At 69.4% G+C, this 18,081-nt stretch carries 11 protein-coding genes and 1 pseudogene; 9 read left to right on the top strand and 3 right to left on the bottom strand.

What is annotated here, in order from left to right; genetic code table 11:
- Together EA346_RS11800 and EA346_RS11795 are read right to left on the bottom strand one after the other, a co-directional pair.
- Positions 1-685: pseudogene (locus EA346_RS11800) on the bottom strand (phosphoenolpyruvate carboxykinase); the annotation flags it as partial.
- Positions 686-1,043: 358 nt separating this feature from the next.
- A complete protein-coding gene (locus EA346_RS11795; RefSeq protein ID WP_296758808.1) occupies positions 1,044-1,487 on the bottom strand; it encodes a small multi-drug export protein in 444 nt (147 codons plus the stop codon).
- Between the two features lie 435 nt (positions 1,488-1,922).
- On the opposite strand from EA346_RS11795, the gene EA346_RS11790 reads away from it, so the two are divergent.
- The 3 genes from EA346_RS11790 to EA346_RS11780 all read left to right on the top strand — a co-directional run bounded on the left by EA346_RS11790 (position 1,923) and on the right by EA346_RS11780 (position 4,155).
- Entirely contained in the window at positions 1,923-2,444 is a 522-nt protein-coding gene (locus EA346_RS11790; protein WP_296758804.1) for an LPXTG cell wall surface anchor family - like protein, read from the top strand.
- A 308-nt stretch (positions 2,445-2,752) separates the two neighbouring features.
- Positions 2,753-3,217, top strand: a complete 465-nt coding sequence (locus EA346_RS11785) for a cytochrome c (RefSeq protein ID WP_296758805.1) — start codon at positions 2,753-2,755, stop codon at positions 3,215-3,217.
- 50 nt (positions 3,218-3,267) lie between these two features.
- The gene (locus EA346_RS11780) at positions 3,268-4,155 is read left to right on the top strand and encodes a cytochrome c (protein WP_296758802.1); all 888 of its coding nucleotides are present in this window, start codon (positions 3,268-3,270) and stop codon (positions 4,153-4,155) included.
- A 19-nt stretch (positions 4,156-4,174) separates the two neighbouring features.
- Here EA346_RS11780 and EA346_RS11775 read toward each other — a convergent pair whose 3' ends face one another.
- Positions 4,175-4,897: a rhomboid family intramembrane serine protease gene (locus EA346_RS11775; protein WP_296758799.1), complete on the bottom strand. Its 723-nt coding sequence runs from the start codon at positions 4,895-4,897 to the stop codon at positions 4,175-4,177.
- Between the two features lie 132 nt (positions 4,898-5,029).
- Between EA346_RS11775 and EA346_RS11770 the strand changes: the two genes are divergently transcribed.
- The 6 genes from EA346_RS11770 to EA346_RS11745 all read left to right on the top strand — a co-directional run bounded on the left by EA346_RS11770 (position 5,030) and on the right by EA346_RS11745 (position 18,015).
- Positions 5,030-7,591, top strand: coding sequence for a S8 family serine peptidase (locus EA346_RS11770; protein ID WP_296758798.1), 2,562 nt, complete (start codon positions 5,030-5,032; stop codon positions 7,589-7,591).
- Positions 7,592-7,896: 305 nt separating this feature from the next.
- Positions 7,897-8,169, top strand: a complete 273-nt coding sequence (locus tag EA346_RS11765) for a hypothetical protein (RefSeq protein ID WP_296758796.1) — start codon at positions 7,897-7,899, stop codon at positions 8,167-8,169.
- 85 nt (positions 8,170-8,254) lie between these two features.
- The gene (gene recC, locus EA346_RS11760) at positions 8,255-11,737 is read left to right on the top strand and encodes an exodeoxyribonuclease V subunit gamma (protein ID WP_296758793.1); all 3,483 of its coding nucleotides are present in this window, start codon (positions 8,255-8,257) and stop codon (positions 11,735-11,737) included.
- Positions 11,734-15,456 (top strand): exodeoxyribonuclease V subunit beta, encoded by a 3,723-nt coding sequence (gene recB / locus EA346_RS11755; RefSeq protein ID WP_296758791.1) that lies wholly within the window; start codon positions 11,734-11,736, stop codon positions 15,454-15,456. Before recC ends, recB begins: the two co-directional genes overlap by 4 nt.
- Complete coding sequence (recD, locus tag EA346_RS11750) at positions 15,453-17,570, top strand: exodeoxyribonuclease V subunit alpha (RefSeq protein WP_296758789.1); 2,118 nt, start codon at positions 15,453-15,455, stop codon at positions 17,568-17,570. Before recB ends, recD begins: the two co-directional genes overlap by 4 nt.
- Entirely contained in the window at positions 17,560-18,015 is a 456-nt protein-coding gene (locus EA346_RS11745; RefSeq protein WP_296758786.1) for a DUF3293 domain-containing protein, read from the top strand. The genes recD and EA346_RS11745 overlap by 11 nt, the downstream gene beginning before the upstream one ends.
- The last annotated feature ends 66 nt before the right edge of the window (positions 18,016-18,081 follow it).

The following is an 18,081-nucleotide window of genomic DNA, read 5'->3' as shown; positions in this document are numbered from 1 at the left end:
AGGCGATGCGCAGCGCGAAGCACTTCTTGCCGAGCAGCGCGTTGCCGCCGTAGCCGCTGCCGTAGGAGACGATGCTCTTCTCCTCGGGGTAGTGGACGATGTACTTGGTCTCGGGGTTGCAGGGCCAGGACACGTCCTTCTGACCCTGTTCCAGCGGCGCGCCGACGCTGTGCAGGCATTTCACGAACGACCCGTCACCGAGCACGTCGAGCACGGCGCTGCCCATGCGCGTCATGATGCGCATGTTCACCACGACGTAGGGGGAATCGCTGAGTTCGACCCCGATCTGGGCGATGGGGGAGCCCAGTGGGCCCATACTGAACGGGATCACGTACATCGTGCGCCCGCGCATGCAGCCTGCGAACAGGCCCTTCAGCGTTTTCTTCATCTCGCGCGGCGGGACCCAGTTGTTGGTCGGGCCGGCGTCCTTCTTGTTCACGCTGCAGACGTAGGTGCGGTCTTCGACGCGGGCGACGTCGCTGGGGTCGCTGCGGGCGGCGAAGCAGCCCGGCCATTTCAGCGGATCCAGCGGCCTGAAGGTTCCGGCCTCCACCAGTTCCGCCGTCAGCCGGTCGTATTCTTCCTGGGAACCGTCGCACCACTGGACGCGATCGGGTTCGCAGAGGGTGGCGACTTCATCCACCCAGGCACGGAGTTCGGGGTTCTGGGTCTCGGGTCGGTTCATGCTTTACCTCGTATTGGAAGGTGGGGAGCGAGAAAACGGGAATCGGTCGGGTGGCACAGTGAGTCTCGGTCGGCCGTCGGGGTCGCAACGGCCCACGCACGCATGCGTGCCCGGCAAAGGGTGGCCCCTGGCAGCGAACCGTTCTGGTGCAGGCTGCACCGAACCGGAGCGGGTGCTGCACCAGCGGGCGGCGATGTTTCAGGTTCCGGGCCTGTCTGCCCTATTGATGCAGTCGAAGCATGCACATTTCGCGCCCGGAGCCTCTCCTCAAGACCACCCCCGGTAGGGGTGGCCCCCGGCCGTAATCCCCAGCGCAACCTGCGCACATGGGTTTTCGAGTGACGATCGGCAGGGTAGCTCAGTGATCCCCGAAGAGCCAACGGAACCCCTCGAAGCCGGCAAGAGTGACGAGCAGGGTGATCACCGACCAGATGCCGAGGCTCAGGGTCATCCACAGGGCTGTGCGCCGGCGGTCCGCCTGCAGCGCGAGCGCCATCACCGCGGCCAGGTGGATGCCGGTGACGGCCGGGCCGGCGAGCGCGATACCCGGCAGCCCGTAGCGGTCCCAGACGCGGCGCGCGCGCGGACTCCAGTTCCTGCGCACCGGTCCCCTCCGCCGCTCCCACTCGCGGAACAGCGCGACGATGCCGAACACGGGCAGCGCGTTGCCGACGAAGCTGATCACGGTCACCGGGATCGGGGACAGCCCCAGGCCGATGGCGACCGGGATCACGAGAACGATCTCCAGCCACGGCGTCGCCGCGGCCAGAAAAACCAGCGTGTATTGCCACAACAGATCCACGATCATGTGCCTCGGGTTTCAGCCGGCGATCCGTGTCGGAAGCCCGCGCAAGTGTGTCCGATCGCCGAACGCGTTGCGAGTACTGCCAGAGCCCCTTGGGAACACGCAGCGCCTGTGGAGCGCGGGAGCCTGCTCCCGCTGTTGGGCTCAGCCGTTGGCGGGGACGAAAGCGGCGGCAAGCCGCCGTACTCCAGAGCCCCTTTCGTTGCTCCCCAAATCCTCTCGGTCGGGGGCAAACTCCACTACACTCTGATGGTTTGCTGCTTGCCGCCGGATGCGGATGCTGGCCAACGGCTTCCGGAGGTCCGGCCGGCCGCCGGTCCCGGCGCGCCCGGACCGGCGATCAAGTCGACGGGATTGCCGCGGACCGTTGCGAGGCGGGTCCCCGGTACCGCAGGAGCAATGACGATAACGAGGCCCCGAAGGAGGAGCACGATGTCCGACCAGAAGACCGCGCAACCGCCCAATCCGAAGATGATCGCGGCGGCCCGGGTGACCGGGGTGGGGGTATTGTTGGTGGGGGTGGCGTTGGCCTTTCTGGGCATGGGCCTGTTCATGTTCAACATGGGTCGCGACATGAGCACGATGACCAAGGCGGTAACGCAGATGGGTCTGGACGTGTCGACGATGGCCGAGGACATGACCTTCATGGCCGGGCGCATGGAGGTGATGGCCGATAGCATGGTGGAGGGCCAGGCGGGGATGTCGGCGGACTTCAACCGGGTGCGCGTGGGCATGGAGTTGATGGCGACCGACGTGCGCAGCATGAGCGAGAACATGAGCGACCTGGCAGTGAACATTCGCGGCATGGCGGGCAACATCGGGACGATGAACAGCTCGATGTCGCACATGAACCGCTCCATGGCCGAGATGACCGGCACGATGGGGCGCATGTCCGTGGACATCAACCGGTTCACCCGGCCGGAGAGCCTGATGCCGATGTCGCCTTTCCGGTGACCCGCACGCTCAGGGTCCTTGCCCACCCTTGACGGGTGGGCGCACCATTGCGCCGATCCGCGTGGTCCGTCCGATCGCGGACAATGCCGCCCGCCTGGACCCCAGGTTGACGCCGCTTTGGGCCGGGGATAACGTTCTGCTCTCTTGGGGTGTTTCGGTCCCGCCTCTGCCCCCAAGGTTCTGCTCGCCCCGTTGCGAGAAATGATGGAGCCGCGTCATGCGCCTTCGGCATGTGGCCACCGCCAAGCGAGCGGGTTTTGCCGAGAGGCGCATCGTCACCCCAACCGGAGGAATGACCCATGTATCCAATGCTCGTGAATTCCAGGAACCTCTTTTTCGGCGCCGCGATCGTCCTTGGTCTGGTGGCATCCGGTCCGGTGCACTCATTCGACGACGGCGCCGAGGTCACCATCGACTACCGGCAGGGCCTGATGCGGGCGCTGGGTGGGAACATGGCGGCGACCGCGGCCATCGTCGTCGACGGGGCGCCCTTCCGCGACAATCTGAGCACGCACACGCGCTATATCGCTGACGCCACGGTGGATATTCCGGCGCTGTTCCCGGAGGGCTCGGACTTCGGCGAAACCGATGCACTGCCATCGGTCTGGGAGGATGTCGAGAAGTATGCCGAGCTTTCACGCGAGAGCCATGAGGCGGCGGTCGCCCTGCACGAGGCCGTCGAGCAGGGCGACGATGCGGAGATCATGGCCGGATTCCGCACGCTCGGTCAGTCCTGCCGCTCCTGTCACGAAGACTTCCGTCGCCGCGACTGATCGGGCGAGTGGTGCCCCTCGTTCGTCGAGTGGGTCGGGGGCGCCGGCTGATGGTGGCCACGCTCCTGTTCCCGTTTCTTCTCGTTTTCGGGCCTGGCTCCGCGCAGTCCTCAGACGATGACGGCGTCTCCGAACAGGTGCGTCAGGGGGAGTACCTGCTGCGCGCCGGCGGCTGCGTCTCCTGCCACACGGAAAAGGCCGACGACGCACCCTTCCTGGCCGGGGGGCGGGCCATCGAGAGCCCGTTCGGGACCTTCTACGGACCCAACATCACGCCCGACCCCGAAACCGGGATTGGCGGCTGGAGCGAGGACGACTTCGCCCGCGCGCTCCGGCATGGAATCAGTCCCGGGGGGCGGCACTATTATCCCGCCTTTCCCTACACGTCCTACACGCGGATGCGTTCCGAGGACATTGCCGCCCTGTGGGCGTACCTGCAGACGGTCGAACCGGTCCGGCTGGAAGACCGCGCTCACGAACTCGTCTGGTATGCGCGCTTCCGTCCGGGCCTGCGCGTCTGGAAGTTCCTGCACTTCCGCCCCGCCGAATTCGAGCCGCGCCCGGACGCTACCGAGGAGTGGAACCGCGGCGCCTACCTGTCCGGGGCCCTGGCACACTGCGCGGAATGCCACTCGCCGCGGACCCGGACCGGCGGCCTGGATCCGGAGCGGCTGTACTCCGGCGCCCGGATGGGCGACGGTGACGCCGCTCCCAACATCACCCCGGACCGCGAGACCGGCATCGGGCGCTGGAGCCCGAGGCACCTGATGCGTTACCTCGACATGGGCATGGACCCGGACGGGGATTTCGCCGGCGGCGCGATGGGCGATGTGATCGGGGAAGGCACGAGCCACCTGACCGACGAAGACCGGCGCGCGCTGGTGGTCTATCTTCGCGAACTGGATCCGATCGAGAACCGGGTGCCCCCGGCCGACTGAACGGCGCAGCGACGCTGGCTCAGTCACGCCTGTTGCGGTCCTCGTCGTTGTCCGGGGTGCCGATCCAGGGATTGGTATCCGCAGTTCCGCCGTCGGGTGGGCCATCGTCGTCCGGCGGCGCGCGCTCATGTTCCTTTTCGGGCAGCTTCGGGTCGAGTCTGTGCAGCGCAACCGCGGACAGGATCCCGGCGATCGCACCGAAGAGGTGGTACTCGAAGGAGACCGCGGGCTCGCGCGGAACGACACCGGACGCCATGCCGCCGAAGAGCAGGGCGACGATCAGCGCGAGGGCGATGGACACGACGTCGCGGCGGAGGAGCCCGATCATCACGACAAAGAACATCAGGCCATGGGTCAGGCCGCTGATGCCGATGTGGAAGCTCGCGCGCCCCAGCAGCCAGACGCCCAGGCCGCTGAGGATCCAGATCAGCGGAACCGCTTGACGGGTGGCTCGCGGGTAGCCGTACATCGCGATGATGCCAAGCCCGAGCAGTGGCGCAGTATTGGCCAGCAGGTGGTTCCAGGACTCGTGGATCAAGGGTGCGGTCACTACGCCGGGCAGACCCGTGAGGGTGCGCGGGAAGACCCCAAGCCAGACATAGCTGATGCCGGTCAGCCACTGCACCGCGGCGACCAGCCAAAGCGCGGATACGCCCAGCAGTGGCCAGACAAGCGCGGGCAACAGCCGGTCGAGGACGTGGTGCCGATCGCGGGCCGACGACGGGGGCTCTGGGTCACTCATCAGCGTGAACATACGGCCTGCATGGAACCGCGGGCAAGCGAACTCCTCCAAAAGTCCAGGATCGGGTAGTCTTCCCGCGGGAGTCGTCGCTGCACGACGGCACGTCAATTTTTTTGCATGAAGGGCTGCTCAATGGGTTTCAGCGACGCGATCAGGGTTGCGGTCACAGCGGTATTGCTGAGCCTCCTGCTCGCCGCGTGTGGGAGCGGGAGTGCCGAACGGTTCACCGTGACGGGCGTGATCACGCCCGATGCACTGAATCGCGTCGATTCCGACACGAACGACCCGGAAACACCCGCGGTCCGGAACAACGATCCCGACGAGGCTCAGGCGGTTGTCGCACCGGCGATCATCGGCGGGTTCGTGGCTGCGCCGGGGACTGACAGCCGCTTTGGCGCGGATGGTGACGCATCCGATGTGTATCAGGTTCAGCTGCAGGCTGGCCAGCAGATCATACTCGAATATCCGGATTCCGCTGGCGTGGATCTCCAGCTCCTTTTGCTCGATGAGGACGGCGATCGGATGGACGCGTCGGTGTTGCCTGCGAAGGATTTGCTGGCGTCTCGCGCAAGCCTGAGCCTGGTCGCGCCCGAGGGGGCCCGATTCGTCGAGGTCCGCGCCGTTTCGGGCCTTACGAACTACACACTGAGGCTCGAGACGACCCCTTCGCTGGCGCTCGAGACGCACCGGGGCCCCAGGGTCTCCGACGAGTTCGTTGCCGGTGACATCATCGTCCGTACCCGTCCCGGGCTGGTGGGCCCGGCAGCGGTTGAAGCGCAGAGCCTGGGCCTGCAGGCCGTGGCCGGACACGCCGCCCGCGAACAGCTCTGGCGCATGCCCGAAGGACAGGAGAGGCAGGTCCTGCAGTTGCTGTCGGGTTGGCGGCCCGTGGTGCGGGAAGACCGGCGCTGGGCCAGTCCCGAGCTCGAGGCCCGTTACCAGACACTGCTGGCCGTGAAGGCATTGCGTCAGAGGCCCGAGATGGCTGCGGTGTCCCCCAACTTCATCGTCCGCCCCAAGTTACTGCCGGACGATCCCTTCCAGGGGTTGCAGTGGTTCCACGCGAACATCGATCTGCCTGCGGCCTGGGATCTCAGCACCGGACGCGCCCCGGATAAAGAAATGATCATCGCGGTGGTCGATACCGGGGTCTTCCGGAACCACGAGGACCTGCAAGGGAAGCTCCTGACGGGGTACGACTTCATACGGATGCAACCCGGCGGCGATGACCCCGGCGATTCGTCGCAACCGGGTCAAAGCACCTGGCATGGGACGCATGTTGCGGGCACTGCAGCGGCCGCGACCGATAACGCCAGGGGCGTGGCCGGGGTGTCCTGGGGTGCGAAAATCCTGCCGGTCCGTACCCTGGGGGAAGGCGGCGGCCGCCTGTACGACACCTTGCAGGGGATCCGCTATTCGGCCGGGCTCGCCAACGATTCGGGGACGGTGCCTGACCGTCCAGCCGACGTGATCAACCTCAGCCTGGGTGGCGGTACCTTCGTGGAGGCGCAGCGAGATCTCTATCGGGACATCCGCGGCCGCGGCATCTTCGTGATCGCAGCCTCTGGTAACGACGGCGGAGCGGTCGGGTTTCCCGCCGCCTATGACGCCGTCTTCGCGGTCGGGGCGACCGATGCGATCAACAGGCGCGCGCCCTACAGCAGCTTTGGCCCCGAACTCGACTTCGTCGCGCCCGGGGGCGACATGCGCGTCGACAGGACGGGTGACGGCTACCCCGACGGAATCCTGAGTACCCTGGTCGATGACGCCAGCGGCACCCCCAGGTCGGCCTATGCCTTCTACCAGGGCACCTCGATGGCGACGGCCGTCGCCTCGGGAGTGGCGGCGCTGGCCCGTTCGGTCGTTCCGGATCTGACCCCGGATGACTTTGCGCGGCTGCTGGACCAGGGCCTCCTGACCGATGACATCGAACCCGCGGGAAAGGATCCGAAGACGGGCTGGGGCCAGATCAACGCGCTGAGCACACTGCGCGCCGTTCGGGAACTGGAAGACTTCCCCCCGCGGTTGTCCGCCGTGCCCGCGCGGCTGGACTTCGGGTTCACGGAAACCACGTTGGAATTTACCCTGCGGAACGCCGGCGGGGGGTCGCTACAGGTCACGCGATGGACTGACAGCCCTGAATGGCTCTCCGTGGCCCCGCAGAATGTCGATGAAAGCGGTCTGGGTTCCTACCGCGTGGACGTCTCCCGCGAGGCCCTTGCTGATGGCGTATACGAGGCATCGATCGTGGTGGAGGCCGACGTGGAAGGGGGACCGGAGCAGGCGCTGAACATCGGCGTACTGCTGCGCAAGGCGGCGCCCGAATTGACCGTGGACACCGTCGGGCGGCTCTACGTCCTGCTGGTGAACGAAGACGGTGACACCATTGCCGAACAGGGGGTGGATCTGCAAGACGGAAGGTATCCGTATCGGTTCGAACGGGTGCCTGCGGGCGAGTATCGGATCGTGGCGGGTACGGACATGAACGACGACCGCCGGATCTGCGATCCGGGCGAGGCCTGTGGTGCCTACCCGATCCTGGGGTTGTTCGAGCGCGTCCTCATCGACCGCGACCGCAGCGGCCTCGACTTCTCCGTGGGTTTCCGCGGGCAGCCGGTTGCGGGTATCTCGCCCCTGCGCCGTGGTGGCTCCGATCTGCCGCGGCCCGAAGCGCCGATGCGCGTTCTGCCGTGACCGGGGGAGCAGCACGACGGCAGGCTCGACTTTGCACTCGCAGGAGGCTTGCGGCAACCTGTACTTATCGCCTCGTGGCGCGGGGTTATGGGCTTTAGGCCCGCGCAGGGCTACACTAGGGTCAGGAGTGATACGCCGCCACCCGCGCGTGGCCGGCAGAGCGAGGGCCTGATGATGCCCTCCGGTCCTCGGAACCGTGCTCCGCCTCCTCAAGCAACCATGCGGCTTTCATGCCGACCGGTCCTCATGCAGACGCGTGTTCTGCGACCGTGCTTTCCCGTCCAGATGAAGGAGAAAACGCCGTAATGAACGAACCTCAAGTAGCCTCGCCGCGTCGTCGCCTGCAGGAATTGCTGGCGATTCCCGACAACAAGCGAACCGAGGCCGAATGGGAGGAGCTGAACGAACTCGAGATCTCGCTGGCGTCGGTGAACCAGGCCGGCGATGCGCAGAAGGGCAATCGTCCGAACGGCGCGGCCCCGGGGGGCGAGGGTCGGCCCGGCGGCGGCAGGAGCTCGAAGGGACGCAAACCCTCGATGCGCCCCCAGCGGCGTCCGCCGAGGGCGGTCGGACCCTAAGAAGCCACCCCGCTCGCGGCGAGCGCCCGACCCGAAGCGCCGCCGGCATGTCCCCGTGGCCGATGTTCCGGAATGGTGACCTGAAATGACCGCAGCGGAGGGTCTGCAACCCGGGTTCATGGTGGTGCACGGCAACCGCATGCAGGATCTGCGGGCACTGGCCGTGGAGTGGTTGCGCCGGTACCCGCTGGCACCCCTGGAGAACGAGACGATCCTGGTCCAGAGCAACGGGATCGCCCAGTGGCTGAAGCTCGCGCTGGCCCGTGACCCGGGCGGAGACGACGGCGGCTGTGGCATCGCTGCTGCGCTGGACATCCAGCTGCCCGCGCGCTTTCTCTGGGACGCCTACCGTTCGACGCTGGGTCCGGAGCAGGTGCCCGCAGACTCGCCGTTCGCCAAGGCCGCGCTGTCGTGGCGCCTGATGCGCCTGCTGCCCGAATGTCTCGACGATCCCCTGTTCGCGCCGCTGGCCCGGTTTCTGGGCGACGACGCCGACCTGCGCAAGCGTTGGCAACTCGCCGGCCGCCTGGCCGATCTCTTCGACCAGTACCAGGTGTATCGCGCCGACTGGCTGGCCGACTGGGCCACGGGGCGCGACGAACTGCGTGACGTTCACGGCGCGGCACGTTCGCTGGACGCGGAGCAGCTGTGGCAACCGGCGCTGTGGCGGGCCGTGCTCGCCGACCTGGCGCCCGCGGAGAGGGACCACAGCCGGGCGCAGGTGCATCGGCGTTTCCTCGCCCGGATGCGCGCGCTGAACGTGCGGCCACCGGGCCTGCCGCGCCGTATCGTGGTGTTCGGGATCTCGTCGCTGCCGGCGCAGGCCCTGGAGGCGCTCGAGGCCCTGGCCCGCGTGAGCCAGGTGCTGCTCTGCGTGCACAACCCCTGCGAGCACTTCTGGGCGGACATCGTCGCCGACAGGGACCTCCTGCGGGCCGCGCGCCGCCGGCAGGCATCCAAGCCCGGCATGCCCGCCGAGCTCACCGATCTCGAACTGCACAACCATGCCCATCCGCTGCTTGCGGCGTGGGGCAAGCAGGGCCGCGACTACATCCGTCTGCTCGACGAGCACGACGAGCCCGAACGCTACCGGGCGCTGCTCGAGGCATTGCCCTGGCAGCGCATCGACCTGTTCGAACCCCACGACGCCACGACGCTGCTCGGGCAGCTGCAGGACGACATCCGCGAACTGCGGCCACTGCCCGAGACGCGGGCGCACTGGCCGCCGGTCGATCCGCAGCGGGATCGGTCGCTGCGCTTCCACGTGGCGCACGGTCCGCAGCGGGAGGTGGAGATCCTGCACGATGAACTGCTCGATCGCTTCCGGCGCGAGCCCGACCTGCGCCCGCGCGACATCATCGTGATGGTGCCCGACGTCGAGACCTATGCGCCGCATGTGCAGGCGGTGTTCGGTCAACTGGATCCCGCGGATCCGCGCTTCATCCCGTTCACGCTGTCCGACCGCAGCCGCCGCGGACGCGAGCCGCTGCTGGTGGCGTTGGAGAAGCTGCTCGGGCTGCCGGAGTCACGCCTCGCGGTGAGCGACCTGCTGGACCTGCTCGAGGTCCCCGCGCTGCGCCGCCGCTTCGGTATCGGCGCCGGGCAGCTGCATCGGCTGCACGCCTGGGTCGAGGGTTCCGGAATCCGTTGGGGGCTGGACGCCGCGCAGCGCGCCAGCCTGGATCTCCCGCGCGGCATGGAGCAGAACAGCTGGCGTTTCGGGCTGCGCCGCATGCTGCTGGGGTATGCCGTCTCGGGTCCGGCCTCCGCCGCGCAGGCCTGGGCCGGTATCGAGCCCTATGACGAGATCGGCGGTCTCGACGCCGCGTTGGTGGGGCAGCTCGATGCACTGCTCGACGCACTGGAGGCGTGGTGGTCCAGGCTGCGCGAGGATGCCAGCCCCGCGGTCTGGGGCGAGCGTTTGCGCGGGTTGCTCGCCGCGTTCTTTGCCGTCGAGGAGGATCGTGAGCAGTGGCTGCTGAACCGGCTCGACGAGACGCTGGAGGCCTGGGAGACTGACTGCAGGCTCGCGGGTCTGGACACACCGCTGCCGCTGACGATCGTGCGCGAGAGCTGGCTGGCGGCGGTCGACGAACCGGGGCTGTCGCAGCGCTTCCTCGGCGGTGCGGTGAACTTCTGCACCCTGATGCCGATGCGCGCGATCCCGTTCCGGCTGGTCTGCCTGCTGGGGATGAACGACGGCGACTATCCCCGCGTGCCGGTGGCGATGGACTTCGATCTGATGGCGCGCGACTACCGCCCCGGTGACCGGTCCCGGCGCGAGGACGACCGGTACCTGTTCCTCGAGGCCCTGCTCTCGGCGCGCGCGGCGCTCTACATCAGCTGGGTCGGTCGCAGCGTGCGCGACAATTCCGAGCGGCCGCCGTCGGTGCTGGTGAACCAGCTGCGCGACCATCTGGCCGCAGGGTGGCGTCGGGCCGGCGGCGAGGACGCGGGCCTGCTGCGGGCGCTGACCGTCGAACATCCGTTGCAGCCCTTCAGCCGCGCGAACTTTCCCGCCGACGGTCGCGGGCCACGGTTCACCTACGCCCGCGAGTGGGCCGGGTTCCACAGGACGCCGGCACGGGAGGTGGCATCCTGGCCGTTGCCCGACCGCGATCCCGATGGGCCGCTGCGTCCGGAGGACCTGGGCGCCTTCCTGGCAAACCCGGTTCGGGCCTTCTTCAACCACCGCCTCGGCGTGTATTTCGACGAGGAGAATGCAGCGCCGGAGGACCAGGAACCCTTCGGACTGGACAGCCTGGCGCAGTGGCAGGTCCGCGAGCGGCTGGTGGGCGCCGCGCTCGAGTCGCCGGATGAAACGGACGGGTGGCCCCACCGCGTGGACGAGGCGCTGGCGGGCCTGCGCAGGTCCGGCCGGTTTCCCCTGGCCGGGATCGGCGCCGCCGTCGCCGAAGAGCTGCGTAGCGAGGTCGAGGAGCTCCTGGTGCGCCACCAGCGACTCATCGCGGCACATCCGCAACGTCTGGATGGCTCGCGCCGGCTGGGCTTCGAGCACGGCGGGATCGTGGTCGAGGGCGACCTGGCCGGATTGCGCGCGGACGCGGCCGGCGCGCCCTGCCTGCTGCGCACCCGGCCCGGGCGGCTTACGGTGGGCAGCAAGGGTGCCTGGCGCTACGACGCGCTGGTGCAGCCCTGGGTCACCCACTTGATGGCGAATGCCTCGGGGTTCGGCATGACCACCTGGCTGGCCGGCATCGACGCCGATCTGCGGCTTCCACCGCTGTCGGCGGAAGAATGCGCGGGACACCTGCGCCAACTGGTCGATGCCTGGCGCGAGGGGCAGCGGCGGCCGCTGCCGGCGGCCTGCCAGGCCGCCTTTGCCTGGCTGGAGGCGGAGAATGACGGCAAGAATCCGGAAGACCCGGCCACCCGCGCGTACGAGGGCGGTGAGCATCACAGCGGCGACCTGGGCCGCAGTCCCTATCATGCCCGGATCTACCCGACCGCCGAGGCGCTGTTCCAGGGCGGCGGCTTTGCAGAGTGGACCGAGGTCCTGTATCGGCCCCTGTACGATGCGGTAGGGCGCGGCGAGGCGAAGCCATGAGCCGGGTCCCGGACGCGGAGTCGGAAGCCTCGGCGTCGGCTGACACGGCGATCGCGTTGCAGGATCCGGCGGATCTCCCGCTGTACGGCAGCCGCCTGATCGAGGCCAGCGCCGGGACCGGCAAGACCTTCACCATCGCGGCCCTTTATCTGCGGCTGGTGCTGGGCCACGGGGGCGAACGGGCCTTTGCCGAGCCCCTGCTGCCGCCGCGCATCCTGGTGGTCACCTTCACCGATGCCGCGACGCGGGAGCTGCGCGCGCGCATTCACGAGCGCCTGCTGGGCGCGGCGCGGCACTTTCGGGGGGATGCCTCCGACGCACCCGACCCGGCGCTGCGGCGCCTGCTCGACGACTACCCGGATCCGCTGGAGCGCGCCCGTTGCGCCCGGCAGCTGGAACTCGCCGCGGAGTGGATGGACGAGGCTGCGGTGTCGACCATCCACGGCTGGTGCTACCGCATGCTGCGTGAGCACGCCTTCGACAGCGGCAGCCTGTTCGAGCAGCAGCTGGAGACCGACCTGTCCGAACTGCGTGCCGAGGCGGTGCGCGATTACTGGCGCCACATGGTCTATCCGCAGCAGGGTGCACGGCTGGCGCTGCTGCGCACGATGCTGGGCCCCGACCCCGACGCCCTGGACCGGCGAATCCGCAGCCTGCTGGCCAGGGAGACGCCGCGCGCCGCGCCCGTGAGCGAACTGGACGAGCTGCTGGACCGCCGTATGGCGCAAATGGAAAGCGTCAAGGCGCCCTGGCGCGACGACTTCGAGGCCGTGGCGGCAAGTTTCCGCACGGCATTGCCTGGGCTCAACGGCAACCAGTACCGAGGTGCGGAAGGCCTGCTCGCTGACATGCACGACTGGGCCATCGACCCCGTGCTGGCGCAGCCGGGCGACCCGAAGAAGGCCTTGTCGCTGCGCTTCAGTCTGGCCGGCATGCGCGAGCGGCTGAAGAAGGGGTGCGAGCTGCCGCCGGATCTGCATCCGGCCTTCCGCGGGCTCGACGGGTTTGCGGACGCGGTCGACGACACGCCTGCGGCAGTGCTGCGTCACGCTGCGGCCTGGGTGCGTGACCGGTTCGAGCGCGAGCAGCGTCGCAGGGCGCAACTCGGATTCGACGACCTGCTGAACGGCCTGGACGCCGCGCTGGCCGGGCCCGGCGGCGCGCGCCTGGCCGAGACCATGCGCGCCCAGTTCCCGGTGGCGATGATCGACGAGTTCCAGGACACCGACCCGGTGCAGTACCGGATCTTCGAGCGCGTCTACCGGGTGGCCGAGAACCGCCCCGAGCAGGGCGTGTTCCTGATCGGTGATCCCAAGCAGTCGATCTACTCCTTCCGTGGCGCGGACATCCACAGTTACCTGCGGGCACGCCTCGATACCACCGGCCGTCATTACACGCTGAAGGTCAACTTCCGTGCCTCGACCGCGGTCGTGGCGGCCTGCAACCGGTTGTTCGAGCACGCCGAGAGCCATGCCCCGGGGGCCTTCCTGTTCCGTTCCGCCGACGGCCTCAATCCCGTGCCCTTCGAACCGGTGGAGGCGGCCGGGCGGCCCGAGGTGCTGCGCGTGGAAGGCAGGGATCTGCCGGCGCTGACGCTGGCCCACCTGGACGATGCCGAATCCATCGCCAAGGGCGAATACGTCAGGCAGATGGCCGCGCGCTGCGCCAGCGTGATGGTGTCGCTGCTCGAGGCCGGGCGCAGGGGGGAGGCCGGCTTCTACGAGAAGGCGCGCCCTAAGCCCCTGCAGCCGGCGGACTTCGCGGTGCTGGTCCGTGACCGGCACGAGGCCGGCGCGATCCGGTCGGCGCTGCGCAGGCGAGGCGTGCGCAGCGTCTACATGTCGGACCGGGAATCCGTCTTCGGCACCCCGGAGGCGGCCGATGTGCTGCGCTGGCTGCGCGCCTGCGCGGAGCCGGAGTCGGACCGGCTGCTGCGCGCAGCGTTGGCAACGGCCACGCTGGACCTCGGCCTCGACGAACTCGACCGGCTCAACAGCGACGAGGCCCACTGGGAGGAGCGGGTCCTGCAGTTTCGCGCATACCGGCAGGTCTGGCGCGACCAGGGCGTGCTGCCGATGCTGCGCCGGTTGCTGCACGAGTTCGCGCTGCCCGGCGACCTGTTCCATCGCGCCGACGGCGAGCGGGTGCTGACCAACCTGCTGCACCTGAGCGAATTGCTACAGACCGCCGCCGGCGAACTCGATGGCGAGCAGGGCCTGGTGCGGTATCTCGCCGAGAACCTGCAGGGCAACGGCACGGCCGCCGACGAGCAGATCCTGCGCCTGGAGAGCGACGAGGGCCTGGTCCAGGTGATCACCATCCACAAGGCCAAGGGCCTGCAGTACCCGCTGGTCTTCCTGCCCTTCGTCTGCGGGTTCCGCCCGGTGGATGCCAGGCGCCTGCCCCTGACCTGGCACGATGCCGACGGTCACCTGCAGGTCCGCTGGCATCCGGACAAGGACGATTTGACGCAGGCCGACCGCGAGCGGCTGGCCGAGGATCTGCGCCTGCTGTACGTGGCGGTGACCCGGGCACGGCACCACTGCTGGCTCGGGATCGGGCCGCTGCGCCTGGGCAACGCCAGGAACCATCAGCTGCACCTGACGGCGGTCGGGCATCTGCTGTCGGGCGGCGCCGAGATTCCCGCCGGGGAACTGGCCGGCGTGCTCCGGGCGCTGGCGGGCGAAGAGCCGGGGATTGCCGTGCTGCCCGCCCCGGAGCCGACGGAGACGATCTACCGGCCGGACACGGACGCGCAGCCACCGGGGGCGGCCCGGCAACCTTCGCGACCGGCCCGGGAGCATTGGTGGATCGCGAGTTACAGCGCCCTGCGCACCGGGGAGTTGTCCGGGCACGGGCTGCCCGCGGTCCCGCAGGCGGCCGACACGGCGCTGGAAGACCGCTTCAGCGAGGCTGCCGATGAGCCCCCGGTCGACGAGACCCGCGCGCCGGTCCCTGCCGGAACCGGGCTCCACCGTTTTCCGCGCGGACCCGGGCCGGGCACCTTCCTGCATGGCCTGCTGGAATGGGCGGCGGGGGAGGGCTTTGGCGCGATCGCAGGCGACCCCGAACGCCTGCGCGATACCGTGGCGCGTCGCTGCCGCCGGCGCGGCTGGGACCACTGGGTGGAGACGCTTTCCGAATGGCTCATGCGGCTGCTGACCGATCCGCTGGAATTGCCCGCTTCCGACGGCCCGCTGCGGCTGTGCGACCTGGTCGTTTTCCAGCCCGAGATGGAGTTCTGGTTCGAGACCCGTTGGGTGGACGCCCGGCGCCTGGACCGGGCCGTGTGTGCGCTGACGCTCGATGCCGCGCCACGGCCCGAGGTGCTGCCGCAGCTGCTCAACGGCATGCTGAAGGGCTTCATCGATCTCGTCTTCGAACACCAGGGCCGCTATTACACGCTGGACTACAAGTCCAACTGGCTGGGTCCGCGCGCCGAAGACTATGCCCCGGCGAGGATGCGCGAGCGGGTGCTGGAGAGCCGCTACGACCTGCAGTATGTCCTGTACAGCCTGGCCCTGCACCGGTTGCTGCGCGCGCGGCTGCCGGACTACGACTACGATCGCCACGTCGGCGGCACGGTCACCTGGTTCCTGCGCGGGCTGGATGCACCCAGCCGCGGGCTGCACCTGGAACGCCCCCCGCGCGCCCTGATCGAGGCGCTGGACGAGATGGTCCGGTCGGCCCCGGATGCCGACCAGGAGGGTCACCGATGAGCGCAGTGCCGGAATCGCTGGCCCTGGATTCTGCGGAAGGCCTGCTGAAGCTGCTCGGGCAGTGGGTCGAGCAGGGCTGGCTGCGGGCACTGGACCGCGCCTTCGCGGGGTTCCTCCACGAGCAGGTTCCGGACGCCCCGCCGCTGCTGCTGCTCGGGGCGGCCCTGGCCAGCCACCAGCTCGGGCGCGGACACGTCTGCCTGGACCTCGACGCGGCCCTGGCCGATCCGGACCGGACCCTGTCCCTGCCCCCCGACGGCGCGTTGCAGGACCGGTCCCTCGCACGGCCGGGGGACCTGCTGCGGGGCCTGACGGCCAGCGGCTGGGCGGCGGCGCTGGAGCACAAGGATCTCGTTGGGCCCGGGGTTGCCGGTACGCCGCTGGTCCACACCGGGCGTCGCCTGTACCTGCGGCGCTTCTGGGAATGCGAGCAGCGCATCGCAGCCGCAATGCATCAGCGCCTGGGGGCGACCGGGGAACTGCGCGCGGGCCTCGATCCGGCATTGATGCGCAGTTGGCTGGACCGGCTGTTCGGACCCGTGCGACCCGGGACAACCGATTGGCAGCGCGTCGCCAGCGCGCTGGCCGCGGGCGGAAGCTTCGCGGTGATCACGGGCGGGCCGGGCACCGGCAAGACCACCACGGTCGTGCGCCTGCTCGCCCTGCTGCAGGCACTGAACCTGCAGACGGGGTCGGCGGCACCGTTGCGGATCCGGATGGCCGCGCCCACCGGCAAGGCGGCGGCGCGATTGAACGCCTCCGTGGCCGGCGCGGTGCACCAGCTTCCCCTGCCGGAGGACGCGACCGGCGTGCGGATCCGTGCGGCGATCCCCACCGAAGTCAGTACGGTGCACCGCCTGCTCGGCAGCCGGCCCGGAACGCGCCACTTCCGGCATCACCCGGCCAACCCGCTGCCGCTGGATGTGCTGGTGGTGGACGAGGCGTCGATGATGGATCTGGAGCTGATGACCGCGGTGTTTCAGGCCCTGCCGCCGACCGCCCGGTTGATCCTGCTGGGCGACCGCGACCAGCTGGCCTCGGTCGAGGCGGGGGCGGTGCTGAGCGAGGTCTGCGCCCGCGCCGGGGACGGCCACTACACGGTGGCGACCGCCGGCTGGCTGGAGGCGGTCTCCGGCGAGGCGATCCCCGGATGGGCGCTGGATCCCGGGGGGATGCCCCTCGACCAGCACATCGTGATGCTGCGGCAGAGCTACCGCTTCGGCGAGGCCAGCGCCATCGGTCGCCTCGCGCGTGCGGTCAATGCCGGCGATGTCGAGGGCGTGCACGCGATCACGGCCGATGGTGGGCCGCTCGCCGATCTTGCGAGGATCCGGCTGCAAGGAGCCGACGCTTCCGAACTCGAGCGCTGCGTGGTGCATGGCGGCGCCGAGTTCTTCCGGCCGGCCGCCGACGGAGCCGGGCCGAGCGGCTACGCGGATTACCTGCGCCTGATGGCGGCGGAGGATCCCGGCGACCAGGGCGATTCGGCCGCGGCCGAGAGCTGGGCGCGCAGGGTGCTCGAAGCCCACGCGGGCTTCCAGCTGCTGTGCGCGGTTCGCCATGGACCCTGGGGTGTGGAGGGTCTCAACCGGCGGGCCGAGACGGCGCTGCGCGCGCAGGGGCTTATCGGCGGCGGGGTCTGGTACCCGGGCCGGCCGGTGATCGTCACCGCCAACGACTATGGTCTCGGCCTGATGAACGGCGATATCGGCGTGACGCTGGCCATGCCGGTGCGGGACGCCGGCGGGCGGCCGACGCGAGCGCTGCGCGTCGCCTTCCCGGTCGGCGACGGCAGCGGACGCGTACGCTGGATCCAGCCGAGCCGCCTGGTCCAGATCGAGACCGTGTACGCAATGACGGTGCACAAGGCCCAGGGTTCCGAGTTCGACCACGCCGCGCTGCTGCTTCCGGACCGCGAGAGCCCCATTCTGACCCGGGAACTGCTGTACACCGCGATCACCCGTGCGCGACGCTGGTTCACGCTGCTCGAGCCGCGCGCCGGCGTCCTCGAGCAGGCGATCCTGCGCCGGGTCGTGCGCGGCAGCGGGCTCGGCGAGGCCCTGCGCGGGAGTGGTGAACCGCAGGCAGGGCAGGGTTTCGGCGATGCCCGGTGAGCGCCCCGGCGTTCCGGATCCGGCGTTGCTCGCGGCGTATCGGGCCGCCGAGTACGTGGTGCCGATCGGGGCACGCCTGTGCCGCTTTCGTCCCGACCGTCCGGCCCCGGCACCGCTGGCGGCCTGGCTGGCCGACAGCGGCGCTGCCGGCTGGCTGAGCGCCTTCAACCCGGGCAGCCGGCGCCTGCCGATCCTGGACAACCTGCGCCGCCACGACGCCCTTTTCCGGCGGCTGCGCTCGGAGGGCCTGCCGGCCCTGGCCGGCTATGCGGCGGATCCTGCCGGGGCGTGGCCGGACGAAACCAGCCTGCTGGTACCCGGGATCGGGCTGGAGCGGCTCAACCGGCTCGCGCTGGACTTCGGGCAGGTCGCGTTCCTGTGGCTGGAGCCGGGGCAGCCCGTCCGCATGCTCCTCGCCGATCCGTCCGGCCCGCTGCCGGCCTGACGCGCGCAATGGCGTCGAAAAGCGTTTTTTACCAAACAGGACGGCCCAGTTCTGTAGGTCGGGTTA

It is taken from the genome of Thioalkalivibrio sp., from assembly GCF_007692535.1.
Classification (GTDB): Bacteria; Pseudomonadota; Gammaproteobacteria; order Ectothiorhodospirales; family Ectothiorhodospiraceae; genus Thioalkalivibrio.
Note: the sequence above shows the minus strand (reverse complement) of the source record. Positions and strands in the feature narration are given on the sequence as shown.

Bases quoted from the DNA above. Each gene is read 5' to 3' on its own strand.
- EA346_RS11790 (WP_296758804.1), top strand. From the start codon at position 1,923: ATGTCCGACCAGAAGACCGCGCAACCGCCCAATCCGAAGATGATCGCG.
- EA346_RS11785 (WP_296758805.1), top strand. From the start codon at position 2,753: ATGCTCGTGAATTCCAGGAACCTCTTTTTCGGCGCCGCGATCGTCCTT.
- EA346_RS11780 (WP_296758802.1), top strand. From the start codon at position 3,268: ATGGTGGCCACGCTCCTGTTCCCGTTTCTTCTCGTTTTCGGGCCTGGC.
- EA346_RS11775 (WP_296758799.1), bottom strand. From the start codon at position 4,897: ATGAGTGACCCAGAGCCCCCGTCGTCGGCCCGCGATCGGCACCACGTC.
- EA346_RS11770 (WP_296758798.1), top strand. From the start codon at position 5,030: ATGGGTTTCAGCGACGCGATCAGGGTTGCGGTCACAGCGGTATTGCTG.
- EA346_RS11765 (WP_296758796.1), top strand. From the start codon at position 7,897: ATGAACGAACCTCAAGTAGCCTCGCCGCGTCGTCGCCTGCAGGAATTG.
- recC (WP_296758793.1), top strand. From the start codon at position 8,255: ATGACCGCAGCGGAGGGTCTGCAACCCGGGTTCATGGTGGTGCACGGC.
- recB (WP_296758791.1), top strand. From the start codon at position 11,734: ATGAGCCGGGTCCCGGACGCGGAGTCGGAAGCCTCGGCGTCGGCTGAC.
- recD (WP_296758789.1), top strand. From the start codon at position 15,453: ATGAGCGCAGTGCCGGAATCGCTGGCCCTGGATTCTGCGGAAGGCCTG.
- EA346_RS11745 (WP_296758786.1), top strand. From the start codon at position 17,560: ATGCCCGGTGAGCGCCCCGGCGTTCCGGATCCGGCGTTGCTCGCGGCG.